This window comes from Acinetobacter sp. ANC 4216 (genome assembly GCF_004331195.1).
Lineage (GTDB): Bacteria > Pseudomonadota > Gammaproteobacteria > Pseudomonadales > Moraxellaceae > Acinetobacter > Acinetobacter kookii.
In genome coordinates, this window is the sequence record NZ_SJOC01000008.1 from 106,709 (window position 1) to 127,253 (window position 20,545).

Below are 20,545 nucleotides of genomic sequence, written 5' to 3' on the forward strand. Positions count from 1 at the left end.
CTGTGTCATCCGTGACCCGCTTTGTTATTTAAAATAAACTTCGATTATTTATAACAAAGCGAATCTATATGTTGCCTGGTCCAGACGGGCCAGCATTTTTCCAGCGTTTTTTCAAATTCTGCATTGTCTGTTTGCCACTGCGGATTTTTGTCTTTATCAATGATCAGTGCCCGTACACCTTCGATAAAATCACCCTGATCTAACCAGATATCCTGCAAATCCCGTTCTAACTGCATGCATTTTTCCAGCGACAGGTTCTGACCGGTCTGCTGCAATTTCAGACTGACCTGTTTTGCCATCAGCGGACGTTGCTGCAAGATCGCCAGCATTTTCTTGGCCCAGTCCTGATTGAGGGCATCGCTGGCATGGGCCAGACTGTGTTCAATTTCATCCAGATGCGGATAGGAAAAATGCTGGTTAATCAGGTCGATACGTTTTTGTAATTCGCTTTCTTGCGGATGGGTGATAAACGTACTGATGATTTTGCGGATTTCCACCGGGTTTAAAATAGGCGCAGCGCTCAATGCCGCTTCTAACTCAGCAAAACGTTCACCCGGGACATGATAGTCGACCAGATCCAGATAAAGTGCATCACTGCTGCTGATCTGTTCACCGGTCAGTGCCATATAAACCCCTACTTCATCCAGTCGGGATAGGAAATGGGTCGCACCGACATCAGGGAAAAAGCCAATCGCGGTTTCTGGCATGGCAAAACGGGATTTTTCACTGGTGACCTGGATATGACAGGCTTGCGCCAGTCCAAAGCCGCCACCCAGTACATAGCCATCCATCATCACAATCACGGGTTTGGGGAACTGACGTAATGTGCTCAGCATGGCATATTCGGTGGCGAAAAAATCCTGGTAGCGGGTATTTCCGGCCTGATAGCTGTCATACAGATAACGGATATCGCCTCCGGCACAGAACGCTTTCGGACTGTTGGAATTGATCAGCACGGCTTGCACCTGCGGGTCATGTCGCCATTGATCGAGTTGGGCCTGAATGCCCTGAATCATCGGCAGGGTTAAGGCATTTAAATGGCTGGTGCGGTCCAGGCTAATAATGCCCAGACCTCCTGTGACCCGAATCGCTAAGTTATTTTCATCGCTCATTATTTTTTCCTATTATGATTTTTATTGGTGGGTAAATTGGGCTGGACGTTTTTCCACAAAGGCCTGCATGCCTTCTTTCTGGTCAGCACCGGCAAAAATGGAATGGAAAACCCGACGTTCAAAGCGCAGACCTTCGGCCAGGCTGACTTCAAAGGCGCGGTTAATCGACTCTTTAATCATCATCACTGCCGGCAAGGATTTCTCGGCAATCTTTTCCGCGGCTTGCAGGGTTTGCTCTAGCAGTTCTTCCTTGGCAAATACCCGTGCCACCAGACCGCTTTGCTCGGCTTCCTGTGCACCCATTTGCCGTGCAGTCAGGCACATTTCCATGGCTTTGGCCTTACCGATGGCCAGGGTTAACCGCTGGGTCCCGCCAATGCCGGGCAAAACACCCAAGGTAACTTCAGGCAGACCAAATTTTGCATTGTCGGCGCAATAAATAAAGTCGCACATTAAGGCCAACTCGCAACCACCGCCCAAGGCATAGCCACTCACCGCGGCAATCAAAGGCTTACGGCGCTGGGCAATCCGGTCGGCCAGACTGAAAAAATCATCCAGATAAATTTGCGGAAAAGTTAAATCTGCCATTTCCTTAATATCGGCACCAGCAGCAAAAGCTTTTTCCGAACCGGTAATCACGATACAGCCGATGGCCGGGTCTTTTTCCAGCTGATCCAGGGCCTGATTGACCTCGACAATCAGCTGGTTATTCAGTGCATTCAACGCCTGAGGACGGTTTAAGGTAATCAGTCCGATACCGTTACGTTGTTCGAGTAAAATGGTTTGCCATTGCATGATAAAAATCCTTTGTAATTTCTTATAAACTGCGTGCAATCACCAGACGCTGAATATCGCTGGTACCTTCATAGATCTGACAAATCCGCGCATCGCGATAAATGCGTTCAATCGGGAAATCTTTCAGATAGCCATAGCCACCAAAAATCTGTAAGGCTTTGGAGCAGACACGTTCTGCCATTTCCGAAGCAAAGAGCTTGGCCATGGAGGCTTCAGTCAAACAGCTTTCACCAGCTTCCTTTTTACGTGCGGCAAAATGAACCAGTTGACGTGCGGCTTCAATTTCGGTGGCCATACTGGCCAGCCTGAATGCAATCGCCTGCTGCTCAAAAATCGGCTTGCCAAAAGCCACGCGGTCATGTGCATATTTGCTGGCTTCTTCTAAAGCGGCACGGGCCAAACCGACGGCTTGTGCGGCAATGCCGATGCGCCCACCTTCCAGATTGGCCAGAGCGATTTTCAGGCCTTCACCTTCTGCCCCAAGTCTTAAACTTTCATGAATGCGTACATCGGTTAAGGCAATCTGACAGGTATCGGAAGCGTGCAGGCCCAGTTTTTCTTCCACCCGAATCACTTCATAACCTGGGGTATCACGCGGCACTAAAAAGGCGCTCATGCCTTTTTTGCCCGCAGCCGGATCGGTCACGGCAAAGACAATAATCATCCCGGCATTATTCCCGGAGGTAATAAACTGTTTGGCACCATTGATGATGTAGTGATCGCCGTCCTTGACCGCACGGGTTTTAATCGCGGCAGCATCCGAGCCAGTATGCGGCTCGGTCAGGGCAAAGGCACCAATCATTTGCCCTTGGGCCAAAGGTTTTAAAAACTGCTGCTTTTGCTGCTCTGTCCCGAACTTGAGAATCGGCACGCAACCGACCGAGTTGTGCACACTCATAATGGCAGAGGTGGCGCCATCGGCTGCGGCGATTTCTTCCAAGGCCAGCACATAGGCCAGTGTGCCTGTGCCTGAACCGCCCCATTCTTCTGGAATCAGCATGCCCAGAAAACCCAGTTCTCCCATCTGGCCCAATGCATCTTTGGGAAAAATGCCTTTTTGATCCCATTCACCGGCATGCGGTTTAATCTGTTCCTGGGCAAAGCTCTTGGCCATGTCCTGAATCAGTTGTTGTTCTTCCGTAAATTGCATCGATTCTTCCTTCAATCTCTTTAATTCGATCTTTTATTCAATCTGCTGACTTTGACTGATTTAAGCAGTCTTGGCCTGCTGCTTGTTGATTTCCTGATTGCGCAGTAAAAAGCGCTGAATCTTGCCACTTGGGGTTTTTGGCAATTCAGTGACGAACTCGATCAGGCGCGGATAGGCATGCGCAGACAGACGCTTTTTCACAAACTGTCCCAGTTCCTGTTGCAGCTCGGCAGTTGCAGGAGAATGGCTGGCCAGAACCACAAAAGCTTTAATGATTTCGGTCCGCTCTGGATCGGGTACGCCAATCACCGCCGCTTCGATCACCGCGTCATGCTCCAGCAAGGCACTTTCGACATCAAAGGGTCCGACCCGATAGCCTGACGTTGTAATGACATCATCACTACGCCCGACAAAGCTCATACTGCCATCGGCATGAATTTCCGCAGTATCACCAGTTAAATAGTAGTGTCCGACAAAAGGCGATTTACGGCTTTCTTCATAGCCCGAGAACCACATCATTGGCGACTGGCTGATATCCACCGCCAGAATACCCGGCGTGTCAAAAGCCAATTCCTGACCTTGATCATCAACCACTGCAATTTTATAACCCGGGCTGGCAAAACCTGCCGAACCTGAACGCACCGGATGTTCCAGCGCATGATGGTTACACACCACCATGCCGACTTCAGTCTGGCCATAATGGTCATAAATCGGCACATCCAGCACTTCTTTAAACCAGCGGATCACTTCCGGATTTAACGGTTCTCCGGCACTACTGACCACGCGCAACTTGCCGCACAGCTGTGCCATCTGGGCAGAGTCCGCTGCCATCATCATGCGGTAAGCGGTCGGTGCACCGGCCAGATTGGTGATGCCATATTCCTGGACAATGTCGCAGACACTTTCAGCATTAAAACTGCCTTCATAAAACAGGGTCGAGTGTCCGAGCAGTAAAGGCCCGGTAATCGCATAGTACAAACCATAGGCCCAGCCCGGATCGGCAATATTCCAGAAAGCATCATCCTCTGTTAAGCCGATGGCATTGTGCATATAGCCGGCAAAAGCAATCAGCGCTTTCAGCGGAACTTTTAACGGTTTGGCCGGGCCGGTGGTGCCGGAGGTAAACATCAGTAAAAATGGCTCATCCATACCGAGCATTTCCGGTTCACAGTGTTCCGCTTGCCGGTTCAGCACCCTCCAGAAGCTGAGATCCTGGGGATAGACTTCGGCCTGCAGTTCAGCCTGTACCGTCACAATCGGGGGGCAGTGGCTGATCTCGGATAATTTCTCCCGATTGGCCAGGTCTGTGACCACCAGCTTGCTTTGCGCCAGCTGGATGCGATGTTCAATGGCTTTGGGACCAAAGGCGGTAAATAAAGGTTGATAGACTGCACCAATGCGCCAGGTCGCCAGAATGGTGATGATCAGCTCAGGCGTGCGCGGCAACAAGCCGGAAACGCGGTCGCCTTTAGCAATGCCCTGTGACTTTAAAAAGTTGGCAAACTGACTGGAATACTTCTTCAGTTCGCGAAAGCTGTATTGTTCTTTGCGGCCATCTTTGCCATACCAGTACAAGGCAATCGCATCGGAATCGGCATGCCGGTCACAGCATTCATAACAGGCATTCACCGCCTGCATTGAACCGGACAAATACTGCTTTGCCACCGCATCTAAATCAAAATTTTCAACCGTTTTTTGATAATCTAACATGTTCAACCTCAGCCTGAATTTATCGTTATTACTGACAAAGTATTGTTGATGAAGCGAATCCTTGCTCCATTGGATCATTAAGTTTTTAAGCTGGTGTGGTGTATTGATGCATGATGCTGGAGAAATCCAGATGGGCATGACCGTCCTGACACAGCTGTTGATAGAGTTTTTGTACCATGCTGCCCAAAACCACCGGCTGCTCGGCCTGCTCTGCCGCATCGACCGCCAGACCCAGATCTTTCAGCATCAGTTGTGCGGCAAAACCGTCGGTATACCCCCGTGATGATGGTGCATTGGCACAGATATCCGGCCAGGGATTATAGATTTCAGAACTCCAGCAACGTCCGGTGGAGCTGTTGATCACGCCAGCCAGCGCCTGCGGATCAATGCCCAGCTTGGCCCCGAGCGCCATCCCTTCTGCAACGGCGGTCATGGAAATGCCCAGAATCAGGTTATTACAGATTTTGGCGACCTGTCCTGTTCCGACAGCACCACAATGCACCAGATTTTTGCCCATACAGCTCAGGACCGGCTTGACGGCTTCAAAGGTGGCATCATCTGCACCGACCATAAAGGTCAAAGTGCCATCTTTGGCCCCTAATGTGCCGCCGGATACCGGTGCATCACAGACGCGAACGTGTTTGACCTGCGCTGCTGCGGCAATCTCCTGAATAGTTTGCGGGTCGATGGTGCTACTGTCGATACACAGGCTGCCGGCTTGAAGCACATCCAGAATGCCATGTTCACCTAAATAAACCTCACGGACATGCTTGGCTGCGGGCAACATGCTCACGACCACATCGGCCTGCTTGGCGGCAGCTTGCGGACTGTCACAGACAATGCCACCGGCTGCTGCAAACTGCTGTAGCGCTGTTTCACTCAGGTCATAACCCAACACCTGATGTCCCGACTTGAGCAGGTTTTGTGCCATCGAGCCGCCCATATTACCTAGACCAATAAATGCAATTTTCATGCTGATGCCCCTTAACGCAGACTGATGGTGGTATTCACACCAGTGGTTTCCTGGTCATCTTCAAACCAGCGGCTGGTAATGGTTTTGGTGTGGGTATAGAACTGCACTGCCTGTTTGCCATATGGGCCCAAATCGCCGAGTTTGGAACCGCGTGAACCGGTAAAACTGAAGAATGGCACCGGTACTGGAATTGGGATATTAATACCGACCTGACCGATATCAATCTGGTTCTGGAAGGTGCGCGCCGTATTGCCATTTTGGGTAAACAGTCCCACGCCATTACCGAATGGATTGGCATTAATCAGTGCAATCGCCTGTTCCAAAGTATCGACATGCATGATCGCCAGTACCGGACCAAACACTTCTTCCTTGTAAATGCGCATCTCGGTCGTGACCTGGTTAAAAATCGTGGGACCGACAAAATTACCTTGTTCATATCCTGGAACCTGTACCTCCCGGCCATCCAGCAGCAGTTCGGCGCCCTGTTCAACCCCGCTGTTAATCAGGTCCAGTACGCGTGCCTTGGCACGGGTTGAAATCACCGGTCCAACATCGGTATTGGGTTCATGTCCGGCATTGACTTTCAAAGTTCTGGTTTTGTTGACCAGTTCATCGACCCAGTGCTTGGTTTCACCAACCATCACGGCCACCGAAAGTGCCATGCAACGCTGTCCCGCTGCACCAAAGGCTGCACCGACCAAGGCATTCAGGGTCTGTTCTTTATTGGCATCCGGCATCACCACCACGTGGTTTTTGGCGCCCATCATCGACTGCACACGTTTGCCATGCTGGCCTGCCAGGTTATACACATGCGTACCGACTGCGGTTGAACCGACAAAAGAAATCGCCTTGATGTCGCGATGGGTACACAGCAGATCGACCACTTCTTTACCACCATGCACCACATTCAGCACACCTGCCGGTATACCGGCCTGAATCGCCAGTTCCACCAGCATCATGGTCGAGAGGGGGTCTTGTTCCGAAGGTTTCAAAACAAAAGTATTACCGCAAACAATGGCCATCGGGAACATCCACAGTGGAATCATTGCCGGGAAGTTAAACGGGGTAATCCCTGCACAGACACCCAGTGGTTGCTGCAAGGTGTAGGTATCGACCCCACGTGCCACGCCTTCAATATACTCGCCCATTTGCAGCGTACCGATAGAACAGGCATGTTCCACCACTTCCAGACCACGCTGGATATCACCTTCGGCATCGGCCAGGGTTTTGCCCTGTTCCGCTGTTAATACCTGGGCAATGCTTTTTAAATTACTGCGGATCAGGTCCTGCAGTTTCAGCATAATGCGCATACGAGCCTGAATTGGGGTCTGGCGCCAGCTGGCCAAGGCATTTTGCGCAGCCGCAATCGCAGCATTGACTTCTTCAGGGGTTGCGAATGGGACCTGACCCAAAACTTCCTGAGTCGCAGGATTGACAATATCTTGCCAATGGCTGGTTTTGGATTCGACAAATTCACCATTAATCAATAATTTGGCCGTGGTGAATCCGGTACTTTGCTGTGGATGATGAATAGCGTTCATGGTCGCTCCGTGCTGGTTTGTTATTGTCGTTGTCTCTGCCTTTACTGGCTTTTTTTAACGTATTTTTTTACGCTGTTTCAGCAGACTAACAAAGAACACTTTGACCACCAATAGAAATTGATGCACGATGGTTGTGCAAATATGCACAGGATTTAACAGGATGTTAAATAGAAGATGAAAGTAGATTGGGATCATTTACGCTTTTTTTTGGTTTTGGCGCGTGCTAAAACGCTCACCAACGCAGCCCGCCTGATCGGGGTCGAACACAGCACCGTGGCACGGCGCATTCAGGCACTGGAAAACACCCTTGGTACGCAGCTGTTTAAGCGCGAAGCAACAGGTTATGAGCTGACTTCGGAAGGTCTGGCACTGGTACCGCGTGTGGAACAGATGGAACAGTCTTTTATCCAGATTGACAAGCGCCATGACCCCTTGCAAGGTCGGGTGCGTATCGGCGCGCCGGAAGGCTTCGGCACGGCATTTCTGGCAGGTCTGCTGGCAGAATTTTCCCAGCATTATCCGTTGCTGACCATTGACCTGATTCCGGTGCCGAAAACCATCAAGCTCTCGCATCGTGAAGCGGATATCGTCATTTCCATCGACCGGCCCAAATCCGGACCGTATATCATTACCCGGCTGTCCAATTACTGTCTAAAGCTGTATGGCAGTAAACATTATTTACAACAAAATCCGCCCATTCAAAAACTGGAGGATCTGAAACAGCACCGTTTTGTCGATTATATTGATGATCTGGTTTATAGCGCGGCGCTGTATTCGCTGGAACGTCTGCCCCTGCAAGTCAGCGCCTGTTTTCGCAGTAACAGTATTCTGGCGCAGGAAATTGCAGTTCGGGCCGGTGCCGGACTGGCCATTTTGCCGCGATTTCTGGTGCATGATAAAAGCGAACTGGAAGAAGTTCTGGGCGATCAGCTGAGCTTTACCCATACTTTCTGGATGCTCACCCTGGTTGATTTACAACATGAGCCGAGAATTAAGTTGGTATGGGATTTTTTGCGTAAACAGGCCGATGTTCAGCAAGGACTGTTAATGGGCAGATAAATCACAGCTTGCATCAATTTCAATAACAACATCCCGATACAGCAAATGAACGGATCACAACAATCTACATGCCCGCGAATTGTTAAATTAACTTGCGATGATGCATATAAACGTTAAAAAAGACAGGAAAATAATATGAACATTCTGATGGTTTTGACTTCACATGACACGTTGGGCACGACCGGTAAGAAAACCGGCTTCTGGCTGGAAGAACTCGCTGCGCCTTACTACACCTTTGTGGATGCCGGTGCAGAAGTCACCTTGGCCTCTCCAAAAGGCGGCCAGCCCCCGTTAGATCCGAAAAGTAATGAAAAAGATGCCCAAACCGAAACTACCCGGCGTTTTGAAGCAGATTCATCGGCCATGCAAGCCTTGGCGAATACCCGGAAACTAAGTGAAATCTCTATTGCCGATTTTGATGCGGTATTTTATCCGGGTGGTCATGGTCCACTATGGGATCTGGCCGAAGACCAGACCTCGATTTCCCTGATTGAGCAAACCCTGCAAGCGAATAAACCGGTGGCCTTGGTGTGTCATGCACCCGGTGTACTCCGTCATGTAAAAAGCACTGATGACCAGCCTATTGTAAAAGGCAAATCAGTGACAGGTTTTAGCAATACTGAAGAAGCAGCGGTTGGCCTGACCGAAATTGTTCCCTTTCTGGTCGAAGACATGCTCCGGGAAAATGGCGGGCATTATTCTAAAGCTGAGGATTGGCAGGTGCATGTACAGCAAGACGGCTTGCTGATTACCGGACAAAACCCGGCTTCTTCTGCCGCAACCGCAGAAGCACTGCTAAAATTACTCCAATAGAGTCAAGTCAGGTGTAGAAACAAGCTCTTATCAATATGTCGTTTTGAGGGGAGATGCAGAGGATCTGTTCAGATTCATCAAAATAGCATATGCAGCAACCGGATCAGTAAACCTGCTCAAGAAGTGGTCGGTTAAGTTTTAAGATACAGCCAAAAAAAGTGCGCTTGATGAAGCGCACTTTTAGCATGAGGAAATCGTATCAAGATCAATACCAGGAAGCCCCAATCAGCAGGTCTTTTGTGATTTGTCCAGCTGTTATTGCATGAGCTCCATTCTATGCTCGGCAGGACTGCCAGCCCTCCATTGCCCCGTATCCAATCAGCTGGAAAACTCTTTAAAGGCATCCAGTGCATTTGCAGCATACATCAATGACGGTCCACCGCCCATATATACTGCAACACCTAACAGTTCTTCCAGTTCTTGCAGGGTCATCCCCATTTTGACCAAGGTTCTGACATGAAAACCGATACAACCATCACAACGCGATGCGACACCAATTCCCAAAGCAATCATTTCCTTGGTTTTGGGATCAATCACGCCGTCACGCATAGCCGTCTGGGACAACTGATTAAAACTTTTCATTAAATCAGGTGAATCCTGAGTTAAAGTTTTTAAACTGCCTGAAATGTTCTGGGTTAATTCTTTGTATTTCATTACTGCCTCTCACATTAAACAATCAACAATACGGTTTTTCATCTATTTAACGGCTTATTTTTCTACCGGATAGCCCTGCTCCAGCCAGGCCTGATAACCGCCATGCACAGACTTGACCTGGGTAAAACCCATATTCTGTAAGGTATCGGTTGCCAATGCGGAACGTCCACCCGTGCCACAGATCAGATAAATCGGCTGATCTTTAAGATGTTCCAGTGCCTGCAAGGTATCGCAATGATGGCTCGCCACAGGATGCTGGTGAATTCTCATTTCTAAAACACCACGAGGATAATTCACCGCACGGTCTATCGCTGCCGCCTGAAATTCATCCGGTTCCCGAACATCAATCAGAATGGTTTTATGGTTTTTCATCGCTTCAAACAGTTCAGCTACACTCACTTCCTGAATTCGGCTTTTTGCATTCTGGATCAATTGCTCTGCAGTTTTCATCATTTTCATTCTTCCTCAGCCATTAAAATCATATTCATATTTTATAAACTATGATCAGGTAGATTAAAAGCGGTTTAGTTTAAATTCCCAACCAGCTGTTTTAGCCCATGAGCGCTGAATAGATTAAATACATAGCCACCCCAATCACAGTCGTGGCAAAAATTTTCTGCACCTGATGACTGTCTATCCGGTGCATCGCACGACGTCCTATTAACATGCCCACAATACAGGCCAGAACGAAAGTCAGCGTGACTGAAACAGGGTATTGAAAGCCATCCAGTACGTGTACAGAAATACTGACACCGCCAATCAGGAAAATAATCATCAGCGAAGTTGCAACGATGCTGCGCATATCCAAGTCAGTTACTTTACGCAGTGCCGGGACAATCACGAACCCCCCGCCCACTCCAAGCAAACCGGTCAGCAGACCTGCCACGACACCAATAGCGCCGAGAGACAATGCAGTTTTCATATTCCAGATCAGGCGACCAGTCGTTTGATTCACCTTGCACAGCGCATTTGCATGATCATGGACTTTATTAAAGAAGATCCGGTAAGCGATGATCAGCATCACCAGACTGAAAGCCAGCGTGAGCCATACGGGAGAGATAATTCCGGCCAGATGCACGCCATAACGCGCTGAAGGAATACTGATCAGCGCAATCCAAAGTGCGGCACGATAACGCACGATGCGCTTGGACAAACCTTCAAATGTTCCAACCAGTGCTGATAGGGTTACTGCCAGCAAGCCTACAGGTGCAGCCTGTGCTACCGTCCAGCCCTGACTTGCCATCAGTGCCGGTACGGCCAGAATACCGCCACCCGCACCGGTTAAACCCAGCAAGCCACCGATGGCCAGCCCTTCCAGTATCAACCACATCACCCCTATACCTCTCTTGACTCCAGTGGTTCAACAAAAGAACCTGCCGGTTTAATCCTGAAACTTGCCTATTTGAAGTAATTCAGCGGAAGCTTTAAATAAGAAACCCCATTCTCTTCCGGTTCAGGGAATTGTCCTGCTTTCATGTTGATCTGAATCGAAGGCAGAATCAGTTTGGGCATACTCAAACCTGCATCGCGCTTGTTACGCATCTCGACAAATTCAGCTTTGGTCGTGCCGTGATGAATATGAATATTGCGGTTTTTTTGCGTCTGGATATCCGTCTCACACACATAGCGATCACGCGTTTCTGGCAAATAGTCATGGCATAGAAATACCCGGGTAGCCTGCGGCAATTCGAACAGGCGCTGTACCGAATCAAACAGCATGGCTGCACTGCCGCGCGGAAAGTCACAGCGTGCCGTGCCATAATCCGGCATAAACAAGGTATCGCCCACAAACACGGCATCACCGATGACATAACTCAGGCAGGCCGGCGTATGTCCAGGGGTGGGAATGTTATATGCCTCGATGGAACCAATCTGGAATTTCTCATCATCCTCAAACAGGTAGTCAAACAGCTGCTGGGTATTCCATTGCTTGATATCCAAATGGTAGATCGCAGCAAAAGTCTCCTGGACCATCGCAATTTTCTGGCTCATGGCGATCTTGCCCCCGAGTGCAGCTTTGAGATACTGCGCTGCAGTCAAGTGATCGGCATGGACATGGGTTTCCAGAATCCACTCGACGGTTAAACCTTGCGCTTTGACATAGGCAATGATCTGATCGGCATGTGTGGTCGAAGTGCTGGCAGATGCAGCATCATAATCCAGTACACTGTCAATAATTGCACAGGCTTTGGTTGAAGGATCACTCACCACATAACTGAAAGTATTGGTATCTTCATGGAAAAAATCTTTTACAACTGGGGAATTTGACATGATTAAGCTCCTGCCCACTTACGGTGAATCAACACGCCTGCAAGCATCGCGACAATAAAATACAGAACCTGATAATGCCCAAGACCAATCAAGGTAAAACTTGGTGCAGGACATATCCCGGCAATCCCCCAACCGATACCAAAGAGCAGGCTGCCCGAAATCAGTTTAGGATCAATCTTGTTATTCTTTGGCAAATCGATCGGTTCATTAAAGATCGTTTTCGGTGCCTGACTGCGTAGCGCTTTCTGAAAGGGAATAAATGCCACAGCAATTGCACCCATCATCACAAAGGCCAGGCTGGCATCCCAGTTCCCAAACAGATCCAGGAAGTCGAGCACTTTTTCCGGATTCGACATTCCGGAGACCATCAGCCCCACAGAGAACAAACCGCCGAAAATGAAAGCCAGAATATTCTTCATTTAGAAAGCTCCTGTGATATGGCGAATGATATAAACCGTGACAAAACCGGCAAACATAAAGCTCATGGTGGCCAAAATAGAACGCTTCGATAAACGGCTCATCCCGCAAATTCCATGACCACTGGTACACCCTGAACCCAGGCGCGTACCAAAGCCAACCAGCAGACCCGCGATGATCATCATCAGCGGACTGGCATTCAATTCGATCTCGGGCTGGACAAATAATCCATAAATAAAGGGCGTGACAATCAAACCTGACATAAACCAGATTGCAGGGGTTTTAAACACAGTCTGTGGATTCAGTACCTGTCCAATCAATCCGCTGATTCCTGCAATACGGCCATGCACATAGAGATAGCCGACTACCGCTACGCCCAGTAATAGTCCACCGATAAATGCGATGAAAAAATCATGCATAGTAAATCTACTCATTTACAATATATAATTTTATATTATATAATAAATAAAAATATTCAAGCTGAAATGCTGATTTTTTTGTATCCCATCATTGCTTATCAGGACATCTACATGAACGCTGCACCGTTAAAAGCACAAATGGACTTTTCACAAGTCGATTTGGTCAGTGATTGTCTGAAAGTTTTATCCAACCCTGCCCGTCTTAAAATTCTCTGTGTCTTGGTCGATGGCGAGCTGAATGTACAGCACATAGAACAACGTACGGATATCCACCAACCCACCTTGTCACAACAGCTGACCGTATTAAGAAATAGCCAGATCGTATCGACACGACGGGAAGGCAAACAGATTTTTTATCAGTTCAGCGATATACGAGTGCTCAAAATCATGCAGACCTTATATGAAGTATACTGCAGCCAGGATTATGATTGACATAACTCCCCCACTTTCAGATCACTCCTGGCCAAACAGGTTTTTCAGGGATTCTAAAAGCAAAAGCCTTTAGTTGATTTGCTCATGGATTTCACTTGCTTTCTGTTTCACTGGGCGACCTTTAACGCCCCTCCACAGACCATTTGGCGTGTCTGGTCATTAAAATATTTAGACTATTCAGCAAGATAACAAAACCGTAGTTGCGGCGACACAGTATTTGAACGGGTGGCTAAAAAACATATTCAGTACATTGCTGTCCCTTAATTTGAATTTTATTTCAGCACCAAATTAATATGATGATATTTTATATTTAAATATTTGATATTTATTTTTCCACAGCCTTGTCTTTTCTTTAAAAGTTTAAATAACTTTGTGCAGGCTAAACCCTACTTTTGACAGACCAAAAGTAGGCAAAAGTCTTTATTCCCCATACACGACATCCTATCGTGATGGGGAATGTGTGGCATCCTTGCCACACTCACGAATCTAACACCTGGAATTCGACTATGGGACAGCAGTGTATTCAGGATTCTTTTTAGATCGGTAAATTGATTCACTAAGCTGGTTGCGTTAAGAAACTTGTTCATCGCAAACATCTCAAATGACATCGCTAAAATCTGATTCCAAACAGACGTGTAGAGTCAACAATCTTATTTAAAACCACCGCCTGTTCCGCATCAGGCTCAAGCCTAAATGGATACGCTTTGTTAATCTTTAGTGAAATAAATTTAATCAGCAAAGCAAAATTACTTTCTTAAATGAACAATGGTCTATCTGCCAATTTGTATAAAAATTGGCAGATGACTTCTAGATTGTTACTCTTCTAACAGGCTTCGTAACATCCAGGCTGTTTTTTCATGAACTTCAAGTCTTTGTGTGATCAGATCCGCTGTTGGCTGGTCATTAACTTCATCCACAATGGGAAAGAGGCTTCGAGCTGTTCGCGCAACAGTTTCATGTGCATTCACCAGCAGGCTGACCATTTCCTCGGCTTTAGGAACACCTTCTACTTCTTTAATTGCAGTTAATTTTACAAACTGTTTATAGGTTCCTGGCGCGGGAAATCCCAATGCCCGAATTCGCTCGGCAATAATATCCAGGGCGTTCCATTGCTCCGTGTATTGAGTCATAAACATGTTATGTAAGCTATTGAATTGTGGCCCAGTTACGTTCCAATGAAAGTTATGGGTCATCAAATACAAGGTATAACTATCCGCTAGCAGTTTAGATAACCCTTCAACGATTTTGGCACGATCACTATGAGAGATACCAATATCAATTTTCACCGCTTTAGATTCTTTTTTAGAACTCGCCATTTTTAAACTCCTTACATTTTAATTATATATGTTATATAGACATTAAGATTTTATGATCATTACTGGCAATTCCGTGGAGCAAAGTACAGCTGTGGCGACACTTCCGAGTAGCCATTTTTTAAAACCTTTACGACCATGCGATCCCATCACAATGAGATCAGTTTTAAGCTGTTTGGTCGTTTCAACAATACTTTCTTCCGGCATTACGCTTTTTAGGACTTTTGTTTCTACCTGAACGCCCGCCGCATATGCAATTTCACTTGCCTGTTTTAATACCGCTTCTGCATTTGCATAGGCTTGGATAAAGTGTTCTTTCATTGGAGCAGATACATAATAGTAATAGAAATCTGCATCTGTAAATGGATCTTCTGAAACCAGACTAATTAAGGTCAACCTGCTATTGAAGACCTGAGCAATTTCGACCGCATGTTTTACCGCTGAGAAAGAAATTTTTGAACCATCGACGGGTACTAAAATATTCTGGTATGACATCGGTGAAACTCCAAATATTAATCTTCTATTGAGTTATAAATAACATACGCTTACTAGCACTTCAATTTAAAGCATTTGAAAATATCAGTCTTCCCAATTTCCATTAAGCTCAAAGAGTGAATAGCGTTTTAGCTGCTATTCACCTAATGATTATCCAGCCTGTTTAACTGGGCAGGACATATCCCTTTTCATTAATTAAACGTACTGCTGCATCACAAACTTCCGCATCATAAATCGTCCCGCGTCCACGTAAGATTTCTGCCAGCGCCACCTCAACCCCCAAAGCCGCACGATAAGGACGATGCGAAGCCATTGACTCAATCACGTCTGCCACGGTCAGAATCCGTGCCTCAGGATGGATCTCATCCCCTTTTAATCCTTTAGGATAGCCCGTGCCATCCATCCGTTCATGATGCTGACCAATGATTTCAGCAATCGGAATGCTGAAGGGAACATCTTTGAGAATTTCATAACCGGCCTGTGCATGGCCTTTCATCATTTCCATTTCTAGATAGGTCAGACGAGTAGGTTTGGTCAGAATCTCGGAAGGAATAGAGATTTTTCCAATGTCATGTACCAGTCCAATTTCTTCCATTTGTATGCAGCGCTTTTCATCCCAACCCATTTCTTTGGCAATGGCACTGGCAATCAGGCCGACACGGCGTTCATGTCCGCCTGTATACGGATCACGCATTTCCACCATAGTGGCGACCGCCTGCAAGGTCCCGTACATGGTGGCTTCCAGCTGTTTAACATGTTTGGCAATCTGTTCCTGTGCCTGCTTTTGCTCGGTGATATCCTGTGCCATGACAATCGCTGCAGGCAAGCCATCATCCCAAATAATGCTACGGGCATGCAAAGCAAATTCTCGTATCTGGCCATTTTTGTGCCGCGCAGGAACCGTATAGGAAAGCGTCGGATGGTCTGTTCCCAGTAATTTTCCTTCTTCCAGTTGAATTTCTTCTGCGCTGATGTCATGAAACTCCTGCAGGCTATGGCCAATTAACTCTTCGGCAGACCAGCCCAGCATTTTAGAATAACTTGGATTGACATATAAGTAGTGATGACCTCTGATCACATACATCCCAACCACGGTGTGTTCCACCATGCCACGGAAACGCTGCTCGCTGTCTCTTAATGCCTGCTCGGTTTGCCGGATAGCGGTCAGATCCGTCCAGGCCAGAATCGCATCATTGCCGACAATCGCCAGCGTGCGCTGCGCAATCCGCTGACTACCATCTTTTGCCAGCAGGGTAATTTCAGGAAACTGCACCTGTTTGCCCTGTTTCGCCAGCTGCAAGGCCGCTTGCCAGTTTTGTTGCATCAACTGTCTTTGCTCTGCATCCGGTGCCACTTTTTTCAGCCAGGCTTCCCGATTCTGAAAATCATCCAGACTGTATCCCAGCCATTTTTCATAGGCCAGATTGACTGCAAGAATGCGCTCATCCTGTATAGAAATAATATGCATCGGTGCCGGCGACTGTAAAAACACCTGCTGGAAACGTTGTTCCATCTGCTGCGAATAGGTTTCGGCTGTTTGACGTTGCTGCTCAGCCGAAAAACGCTCCAGCGCAGATGAAATATCTCTGGAGAGATTTTGCAGCAGCTGAATTTGCTCCTGGTCAAATTCCACTTGGCCTGTAGTGTAGAGTCCGACCAGCCCCCAGAAATGGCCTTGAAACAGCAACGGAGTCAATGCTATTTGACGAACCTGTTCCTGTTTTAAATACTGTCTCCAGCTCCGATATTCTGGAGAAACATGCTCATCGTCATAATTCTCCAGCGTATAACTATAGACATTCACATCCGGACAGGTATTTTTCACATGCTTCAACGGAGGATTCTGATCCTGCTGTAAAACGATCTGCAAGGCTGGCAAGATATTGGCGCTAATATTATGATGGAACTGGAGCACCAGTGGACTGTCCGCCTGATCATCAGCTTTCAGCGCAATCAGAATTTTGGCAAAACCACCCAGCTTCAGCAGTACCTGCTGCAACTCGGTGAGCAACTGCTTCTGGTTCTGGCTATGCGCAATCACCCGGTTGGTTTCACTGAGCAGCTGGTACAGATAGGTTAAACGGACGATCCGTGCCTGTGACTGTAAGCGGATATAAGCATCGGTAATCTGACTGGTAATATGATCGATTAAACTCTGCTCTTCATTCAGAAAAGCGGGCATATGCGGTGCCTCAGCATACCAGATTGTTAAATTTCCAAATTTCTGTGCATCATTGCCAAATACCGACTGCAGACAGGGCGTCTGGGCCGAAAGCTCGGTGCCAAAAATGCCCCAGTCACTGTCAATTCTCAGATGAATCCTTTCCGAAGAGGAAAATCCGGAAGGAATGATTTCCATGGCTTTCTGCAACAGCTCGGTCATGCCTGTATGCGTGTTATTGCAGAGCTGGTTAATCTGGTTCAGACAACGTACTTCTTTAACCCGTTTTTGTACATCCTGCAGCAAAAGCTGGCGGTCGGTAATATCGTGCACTACCATAACCCAGACCGGTTTTTGGCCCAGGCGTTCCGCAAAAGGTGCGACATGACACTCGACCGTTTTGCGGTCCGGCAAGCTCAGCTGGGTTAAAAACTCTTGCGGTGCCTGCTGCAGTCTGGAACAGACCGGACAATCCTCGGCCTTTACGCGAGGATCATGCACCAGTTCGTGCACCGAGCGTCCGGTCAATTGTGCCGCAGCAGTACCGTGCAGCCGGGCTGCCGCCAGATTGACCTGCTGAATGGTCTGGCTGGAACTGACAATATAGGTCGGATCCGGAATGGTGTCATAAGTACTGGCCGCCTTGGACAGCATGCTAAAAGGCTCTTTGATGGTCGACTCGACCAGTGCCATATAAATGAACCAGTAGGAATAGACTTTCAGGATATGCCCCAGCAGATTGGCATCGGCATATACGGACACATATTGGGTAAGGGTAAATTCAGAGGCCATCATGGTCAGCATCGAAAGGCTGACCCCAAACGTCAGTTGGGCCGATAAATATTCGCGGCGGTGCCAGACCAGTATCAGTGCCAGTGCCAGCACCACAATAATCAGATATTCACTGTATATTTTAAAAGGGGTCAGGCCCTGCCCATCAACAAAGGCCGTGGGGAAGAAACCCAGCATGACCGCAGTTACAATCCCGGCACTGAGCAGACCAAAAAACAGGTTGAGCGGGACTGGCTTGATGGCCCGTGTCAACATGAACGGTGCGGCGAGCATGGCAAAGGCCTGTAACAGGCGGGCGCCAATCCATAATTGTGTGGCCTGGTTGGCACTGTCCACCGGGAGAATCTGCATGCCTTTGTAAAGCAAGGTATGGAACAGATCAATAAATCCACACCAACCAATGGCAATCGCAATGAAAACCACAAAATAATTTTTAGTAAAATGTCGCGATACCACAGTCACTATCAGCGCTGTAAGCGCAATAATGATGGAAATCAGTTCTGCCACAGTATGGGTAAAGACAAAACCAAAACTTTGATTGGTCCACCAGATCAGCAAGGCAAAAATTGTCGGAGGAATGATCATCATATAAGGAGAAATAAACGACTTGAGGTCGAATACATCTGGTGAAAATAAGTCACGAGATGATTTAGGCATAAAATTCCCCGCTGAAATTCATAAGTAGTCTTATCAAATAAAGTACTTTAAAGTTTTGTATTGACTGAAAAATTTCACGATCATAATAGCATTAAGTCCATGTCAAATATCGGTAAATCCAGGCATGGAATGGGTTAATTAACAAGCAGATAAATCAACTGCATGCAAGTTTCACGCTGAGGTTTTCCTCAGCAGGTTATTGCAATCTAGCAAATACGGTTTCGTCCCTCACGCTTGGCCTGGTACAGTTTCTGATCTGCCAGTTTCAGTACCTCCTCCACATCCTCAGAACTATGCGGCCAGTAAGCGATACCAATTGAAATGGTCACCCTTCCCATGTTATCCATTTCGGTGATTTCAACCGCCTTTCGTAACCGTTCTGCCGCCTGAAAAACGGTGACCGGGTCTGAAGCAGCCACTAAAATAATAAATTCCTCTCCCCCTGAACGGCAGCAGATGTCATTATCACGAAAATGATATTTCATCAGTCTGGCCAGTCTTTGTAAAACAATATCGCCTTTGTCATGGCCATAGCTGTCATTTACCTTTTTAAAAAAATCGATATCCACTGCCAGCACCGCAAATTCGGTACGCATATGCACAAATTCTTCAAGAAACAGCTTCATCCCACGGCGATTGTATAAACCGGTCAGCGGATCGGTATTCACCGACTGATTCAGCTCATCAATTTTTTCATTAAAATTTTGAGAGCTGAGCATCAGGGAATTTTTGAACTGATCAACCTCAAAATATACGGGGGCAATTTTGTTAATTTTTTCCTGAACCTCCGGCCGACTGAGCATACTGGCCATTTTCGCCAAATGGTTTAGAGGCAGTGCAATCAAACCCGATAAACGCCAGACCACAAAGAAAATGAAAAAATAGAACAGGGTAATTCCGATGGAGACGTTGATAATAATAATGTTGGCTTGAGCAAACAGCTCGTCTATCGGCTGCTGCGATACCACAATCCAGTTCACACTGGGAATATGTGAGAAACCGACCAGACTATCTATGCCTTGGCTGTTCATCAGACGGAAAGCCCCATCCTGTTGCTGAAGCATCGAGGTTAAGCCATCGCTGACCTGGACTTTCTGGCCAATTTTTCGAGCATCGGCATGGAAAATGATGCGTTTCTGGTCATCCATCACATAGGTATAATTTTTCTTGTAACCATATTTGGATGCCAGCATTTCACTGACCAGATTCTTGCTCTGTAGATAAATCGTACCGGCGATAAAGCCCAAGTATTGCCCTTGGGCATTAAAGATCGGTTCAGAAACAATGACTATCAGTCTTTTGGTTGAAGACCAGTATGGAGAAGAAATATAAGTTTGCTTGCGTTTGATTGACTCGGTGATGCCATAAGTTTTATAAATCTGTTTAGAATCAATCTTTAAGGTGGTCGGGAAAAATGAAATGATATGCCCTTCCCCATCAGCCAGAAAAACACTGTTAAAATTTCCTGACTGGCTTTTTAGTCTTAATACTTCATTGCTCCTCAAGTTTTCATTAAAAAAGTTTTTTCCCAATACATTGGCGCTAAATCTTAAATTTTTTAAAATTTCTTCAAACTGATAGTTGGTATGCTTAGCAATCCTGGAAGAATATTCGGCATTCAAGGCCAGAGAGTTGTCGATCAGTCGCTCTTTCACGGTATAGTTAACAAAAAATAAGGCAAAGACAAACAGACAGGTTACGCTTAAAACCGTTAAAAGTAAGATTAAGCTGCGCAGATTTAAACGAGGCGCCAGTAAAACCTGTCTCAATAGGGTAATTCC

Annotated in this window: 20 protein-coding genes; 3 read left to right on the plus strand and 17 right to left on the minus strand. The window is 47.2% G+C overall.

Translation table 11 applies throughout. The features are described 5' to 3' along the window. Positions 1-44: 44 nt before the first annotated feature. The 6 genes from E0H88_RS08170 to E0H88_RS08195 all read right to left on the minus strand — a co-directional run bounded on the left by E0H88_RS08170 (position 45) and on the right by E0H88_RS08195 (position 7,281). On the minus strand, positions 45-1,112 hold the full coding sequence (locus E0H88_RS08170; protein WP_131273789.1) for an enoyl-CoA hydratase/isomerase family protein: 1,068 nt from the start codon (positions 1,110-1,112) through the stop codon (positions 45-47). Between the two features lie 21 nt (positions 1,113-1,133). Beyond that, positions 1,134-1,907, minus strand: coding sequence for an enoyl-CoA hydratase (locus E0H88_RS08175; RefSeq protein WP_131273790.1), 774 nt, complete (start codon positions 1,905-1,907; stop codon positions 1,134-1,136). Between the two features lie 22 nt (positions 1,908-1,929). After that, positions 1,930-3,057: an acyl-CoA dehydrogenase family protein gene (locus E0H88_RS08180; RefSeq protein ID WP_131273791.1), complete on the minus strand. Its 1,128-nt coding sequence runs from the start codon at positions 3,055-3,057 to the stop codon at positions 1,930-1,932. 60 nt (positions 3,058-3,117) lie between these two features. After that, positions 3,118-4,767 (minus strand): AMP-binding protein, encoded by a 1,650-nt coding sequence (locus E0H88_RS08185; protein WP_131273792.1) that lies wholly within the window; start codon positions 4,765-4,767, stop codon positions 3,118-3,120. 85 nt (positions 4,768-4,852) lie between these two features. Next, positions 4,853-5,740 carry a 3-hydroxyisobutyrate dehydrogenase gene (gene mmsB / locus E0H88_RS08190; RefSeq protein WP_131273793.1) on the minus strand — a complete coding sequence of 296 codons (888 nt, stop codon included), beginning with the start codon at positions 5,738-5,740 and terminating at the stop codon, positions 4,853-4,855. Between the two features lie 11 nt (positions 5,741-5,751). Beyond that, positions 5,752-7,281: a CoA-acylating methylmalonate-semialdehyde dehydrogenase gene (locus E0H88_RS08195; protein ID WP_131273794.1), complete on the minus strand. Its 1,530-nt coding sequence runs from the start codon at positions 7,279-7,281 to the stop codon at positions 5,752-5,754. A 174-nt stretch (positions 7,282-7,455) separates the two neighbouring features. Here E0H88_RS08195 and E0H88_RS08200 point away from each other — a divergent pair, with 174 nt between their 5' ends. Both E0H88_RS08200 and E0H88_RS08205 read left to right on the plus strand, forming a co-directional pair. Then, positions 7,456-8,340: a LysR family transcriptional regulator gene (locus tag E0H88_RS08200; protein WP_092819560.1), complete on the plus strand. Its 885-nt coding sequence runs from the start codon at positions 7,456-7,458 to the stop codon at positions 8,338-8,340. 135 nt (positions 8,341-8,475) lie between these two features. After that, a complete protein-coding gene (locus E0H88_RS08205; RefSeq protein ID WP_092819561.1) occupies positions 8,476-9,153 on the plus strand; it encodes a type 1 glutamine amidotransferase domain-containing protein in 678 nt (225 codons plus the stop codon). 318 nt (positions 9,154-9,471) lie between these two features. Here E0H88_RS08205 and E0H88_RS08210 read toward each other — a convergent pair whose 3' ends face one another. The 6 genes from E0H88_RS08210 to E0H88_RS08235 form a co-directional block, all read right to left on the minus strand. After that, on the minus strand, positions 9,472-9,807 hold the full coding sequence (locus tag E0H88_RS08210; protein WP_086194895.1) for a carboxymuconolactone decarboxylase family protein: 336 nt from the start codon (positions 9,805-9,807) through the stop codon (positions 9,472-9,474). Between the two features lie 54 nt (positions 9,808-9,861). Beyond that, positions 9,862-10,257, minus strand: a complete 396-nt coding sequence (locus tag E0H88_RS08215) for a rhodanese-like domain-containing protein (RefSeq protein WP_131273844.1) — start codon at positions 10,255-10,257, stop codon at positions 9,862-9,864. A gap of 100 nt (positions 10,258-10,357) precedes the next feature. After that, a complete protein-coding gene (locus E0H88_RS08220) occupies positions 10,358-11,137 on the minus strand; it encodes a sulfite exporter TauE/SafE family protein (RefSeq protein ID WP_092819564.1) in 780 nt (259 codons plus the stop codon). Positions 11,138-11,205: 68 nt separating this feature from the next. Next, the gene (locus E0H88_RS08225) at positions 11,206-12,078 is read right to left on the minus strand and encodes an MBL fold metallo-hydrolase (protein WP_131273795.1); all 873 of its coding nucleotides are present in this window, start codon (positions 12,076-12,078) and stop codon (positions 11,206-11,208) included. Positions 12,079-12,080: 2 nt separating this feature from the next. After that, positions 12,081-12,497 carry a DUF6691 family protein gene (locus E0H88_RS08230; RefSeq protein WP_131273796.1) on the minus strand — a complete coding sequence of 139 codons (417 nt, stop codon included), beginning with the start codon at positions 12,495-12,497 and terminating at the stop codon, positions 12,081-12,083. After that, positions 12,498-12,914, minus strand: coding sequence for a YeeE/YedE family protein (locus tag E0H88_RS08235; protein ID WP_131273797.1), 417 nt, complete (start codon positions 12,912-12,914; stop codon positions 12,498-12,500). Positions 12,915-13,025: 111 nt separating this feature from the next. Between E0H88_RS08235 and E0H88_RS08240 the strand changes: the two genes are divergently transcribed. After that, on the plus strand, positions 13,026-13,346 hold the full coding sequence (locus tag E0H88_RS08240; protein ID WP_131273798.1) for an ArsR/SmtB family transcription factor: 321 nt from the start codon (positions 13,026-13,028) through the stop codon (positions 13,344-13,346). Positions 13,347-13,956: 610 nt separating this feature from the next. On the opposite strand, the gene E0H88_RS16265 is transcribed toward E0H88_RS08240, so the two are convergent. The 5 genes from E0H88_RS16265 to E0H88_RS08260 form a co-directional block, all read right to left on the minus strand. Further along, positions 13,957-14,085: a helix-turn-helix domain-containing protein gene (locus tag E0H88_RS16265; RefSeq protein WP_353682165.1), complete on the minus strand. Its 129-nt coding sequence runs from the start codon at positions 14,083-14,085 to the stop codon at positions 13,957-13,959. A 76-nt stretch (positions 14,086-14,161) separates the two neighbouring features. Then, a complete protein-coding gene (locus E0H88_RS08245; protein ID WP_086194901.1) occupies positions 14,162-14,662 on the minus strand; it encodes a Dps family protein in 501 nt (166 codons plus the stop codon). 42 nt (positions 14,663-14,704) lie between these two features. Then, positions 14,705-15,154, minus strand: coding sequence for a universal stress protein (locus E0H88_RS08250; RefSeq protein ID WP_092819568.1), 450 nt, complete (start codon positions 15,152-15,154; stop codon positions 14,705-14,707). 163 nt (positions 15,155-15,317) lie between these two features. After that, positions 15,318-18,764: an MASE3 domain-containing protein gene (locus tag E0H88_RS08255; RefSeq protein ID WP_131273799.1), complete on the minus strand. Its 3,447-nt coding sequence runs from the start codon at positions 18,762-18,764 to the stop codon at positions 15,318-15,320. 206 nt (positions 18,765-18,970) lie between these two features. Beyond that, positions 18,971-20,533 (minus strand): sensor domain-containing diguanylate cyclase, encoded by a 1,563-nt coding sequence (locus E0H88_RS08260; protein ID WP_092819570.1) that lies wholly within the window; start codon positions 20,531-20,533, stop codon positions 18,971-18,973. Between the last annotated feature and the right edge of the window lie 12 nt (positions 20,534-20,545).

Bases quoted from the DNA above. Each gene is read 5' to 3' on its own strand.
- E0H88_RS08185 (WP_131273792.1), bottom strand. From the start codon at position 4,767: ATGTTAGATTATCAAAAAACGGTTGAAAATTTTGATTTAGATGCGGTG.
- E0H88_RS08215 (WP_131273844.1), bottom strand. From the start codon at position 10,257: ATGAAAACTGCAGAGCAATTGATCCAGAATGCAAAAAGCCGAATTCAG.
- E0H88_RS08210 (WP_086194895.1), bottom strand. From the start codon at position 9,807: ATGAAATACAAAGAATTAACCCAGAACATTTCAGGCAGTTTAAAAACT.
- E0H88_RS08230 (WP_131273796.1), bottom strand. From the start codon at position 12,497: ATGAAGAATATTCTGGCTTTCATTTTCGGCGGTTTGTTCTCTGTGGGG.
- mmsB (WP_131273793.1), bottom strand. From the start codon at position 5,740: ATGAAAATTGCATTTATTGGTCTAGGTAATATGGGCGGCTCGATGGCA.
- E0H88_RS08200 (WP_092819560.1), top strand. From the start codon at position 7,456: ATGAAAGTAGATTGGGATCATTTACGCTTTTTTTTGGTTTTGGCGCGT.
- E0H88_RS08225 (WP_131273795.1), bottom strand. From the start codon at position 12,078: ATGTCAAATTCCCCAGTTGTAAAAGATTTTTTCCATGAAGATACCAAT.
- E0H88_RS08175 (WP_131273790.1), bottom strand. From the start codon at position 1,907: ATGCAATGGCAAACCATTTTACTCGAACAACGTAACGGTATCGGACTG.
- E0H88_RS08170 (WP_131273789.1), bottom strand. From the start codon at position 1,112: ATGAGCGATGAAAATAACTTAGCGATTCGGGTCACAGGAGGTCTGGGC.
- E0H88_RS08235 (WP_131273797.1), bottom strand. From the start codon at position 12,914: ATGCATGATTTTTTCATCGCATTTATCGGTGGACTATTACTGGGCGTA.
- E0H88_RS08180 (WP_131273791.1), bottom strand. From the start codon at position 3,057: ATGCAATTTACGGAAGAACAACAACTGATTCAGGACATGGCCAAGAGC.
- E0H88_RS08220 (WP_092819564.1), bottom strand. From the start codon at position 11,137: ATGTGGTTGATACTGGAAGGGCTGGCCATCGGTGGCTTGCTGGGTTTA.
- E0H88_RS08205 (WP_092819561.1), top strand. From the start codon at position 8,476: ATGAACATTCTGATGGTTTTGACTTCACATGACACGTTGGGCACGACC.
- E0H88_RS08250 (WP_092819568.1), bottom strand. From the start codon at position 15,154: ATGTCATACCAGAATATTTTAGTACCCGTCGATGGTTCAAAAATTTCT.
- E0H88_RS08240 (WP_131273798.1), top strand. From the start codon at position 13,026: ATGAACGCTGCACCGTTAAAAGCACAAATGGACTTTTCACAAGTCGAT.
- E0H88_RS08255 (WP_131273799.1), bottom strand. From the start codon at position 18,764: ATGCCTAAATCATCTCGTGACTTATTTTCACCAGATGTATTCGACCTC.
- E0H88_RS08195 (WP_131273794.1), bottom strand. From the start codon at position 7,281: ATGAACGCTATTCATCATCCACAGCAAAGTACCGGATTCACCACGGCC.
- E0H88_RS08245 (WP_086194901.1), bottom strand. From the start codon at position 14,662: ATGGCGAGTTCTAAAAAAGAATCTAAAGCGGTGAAAATTGATATTGGT.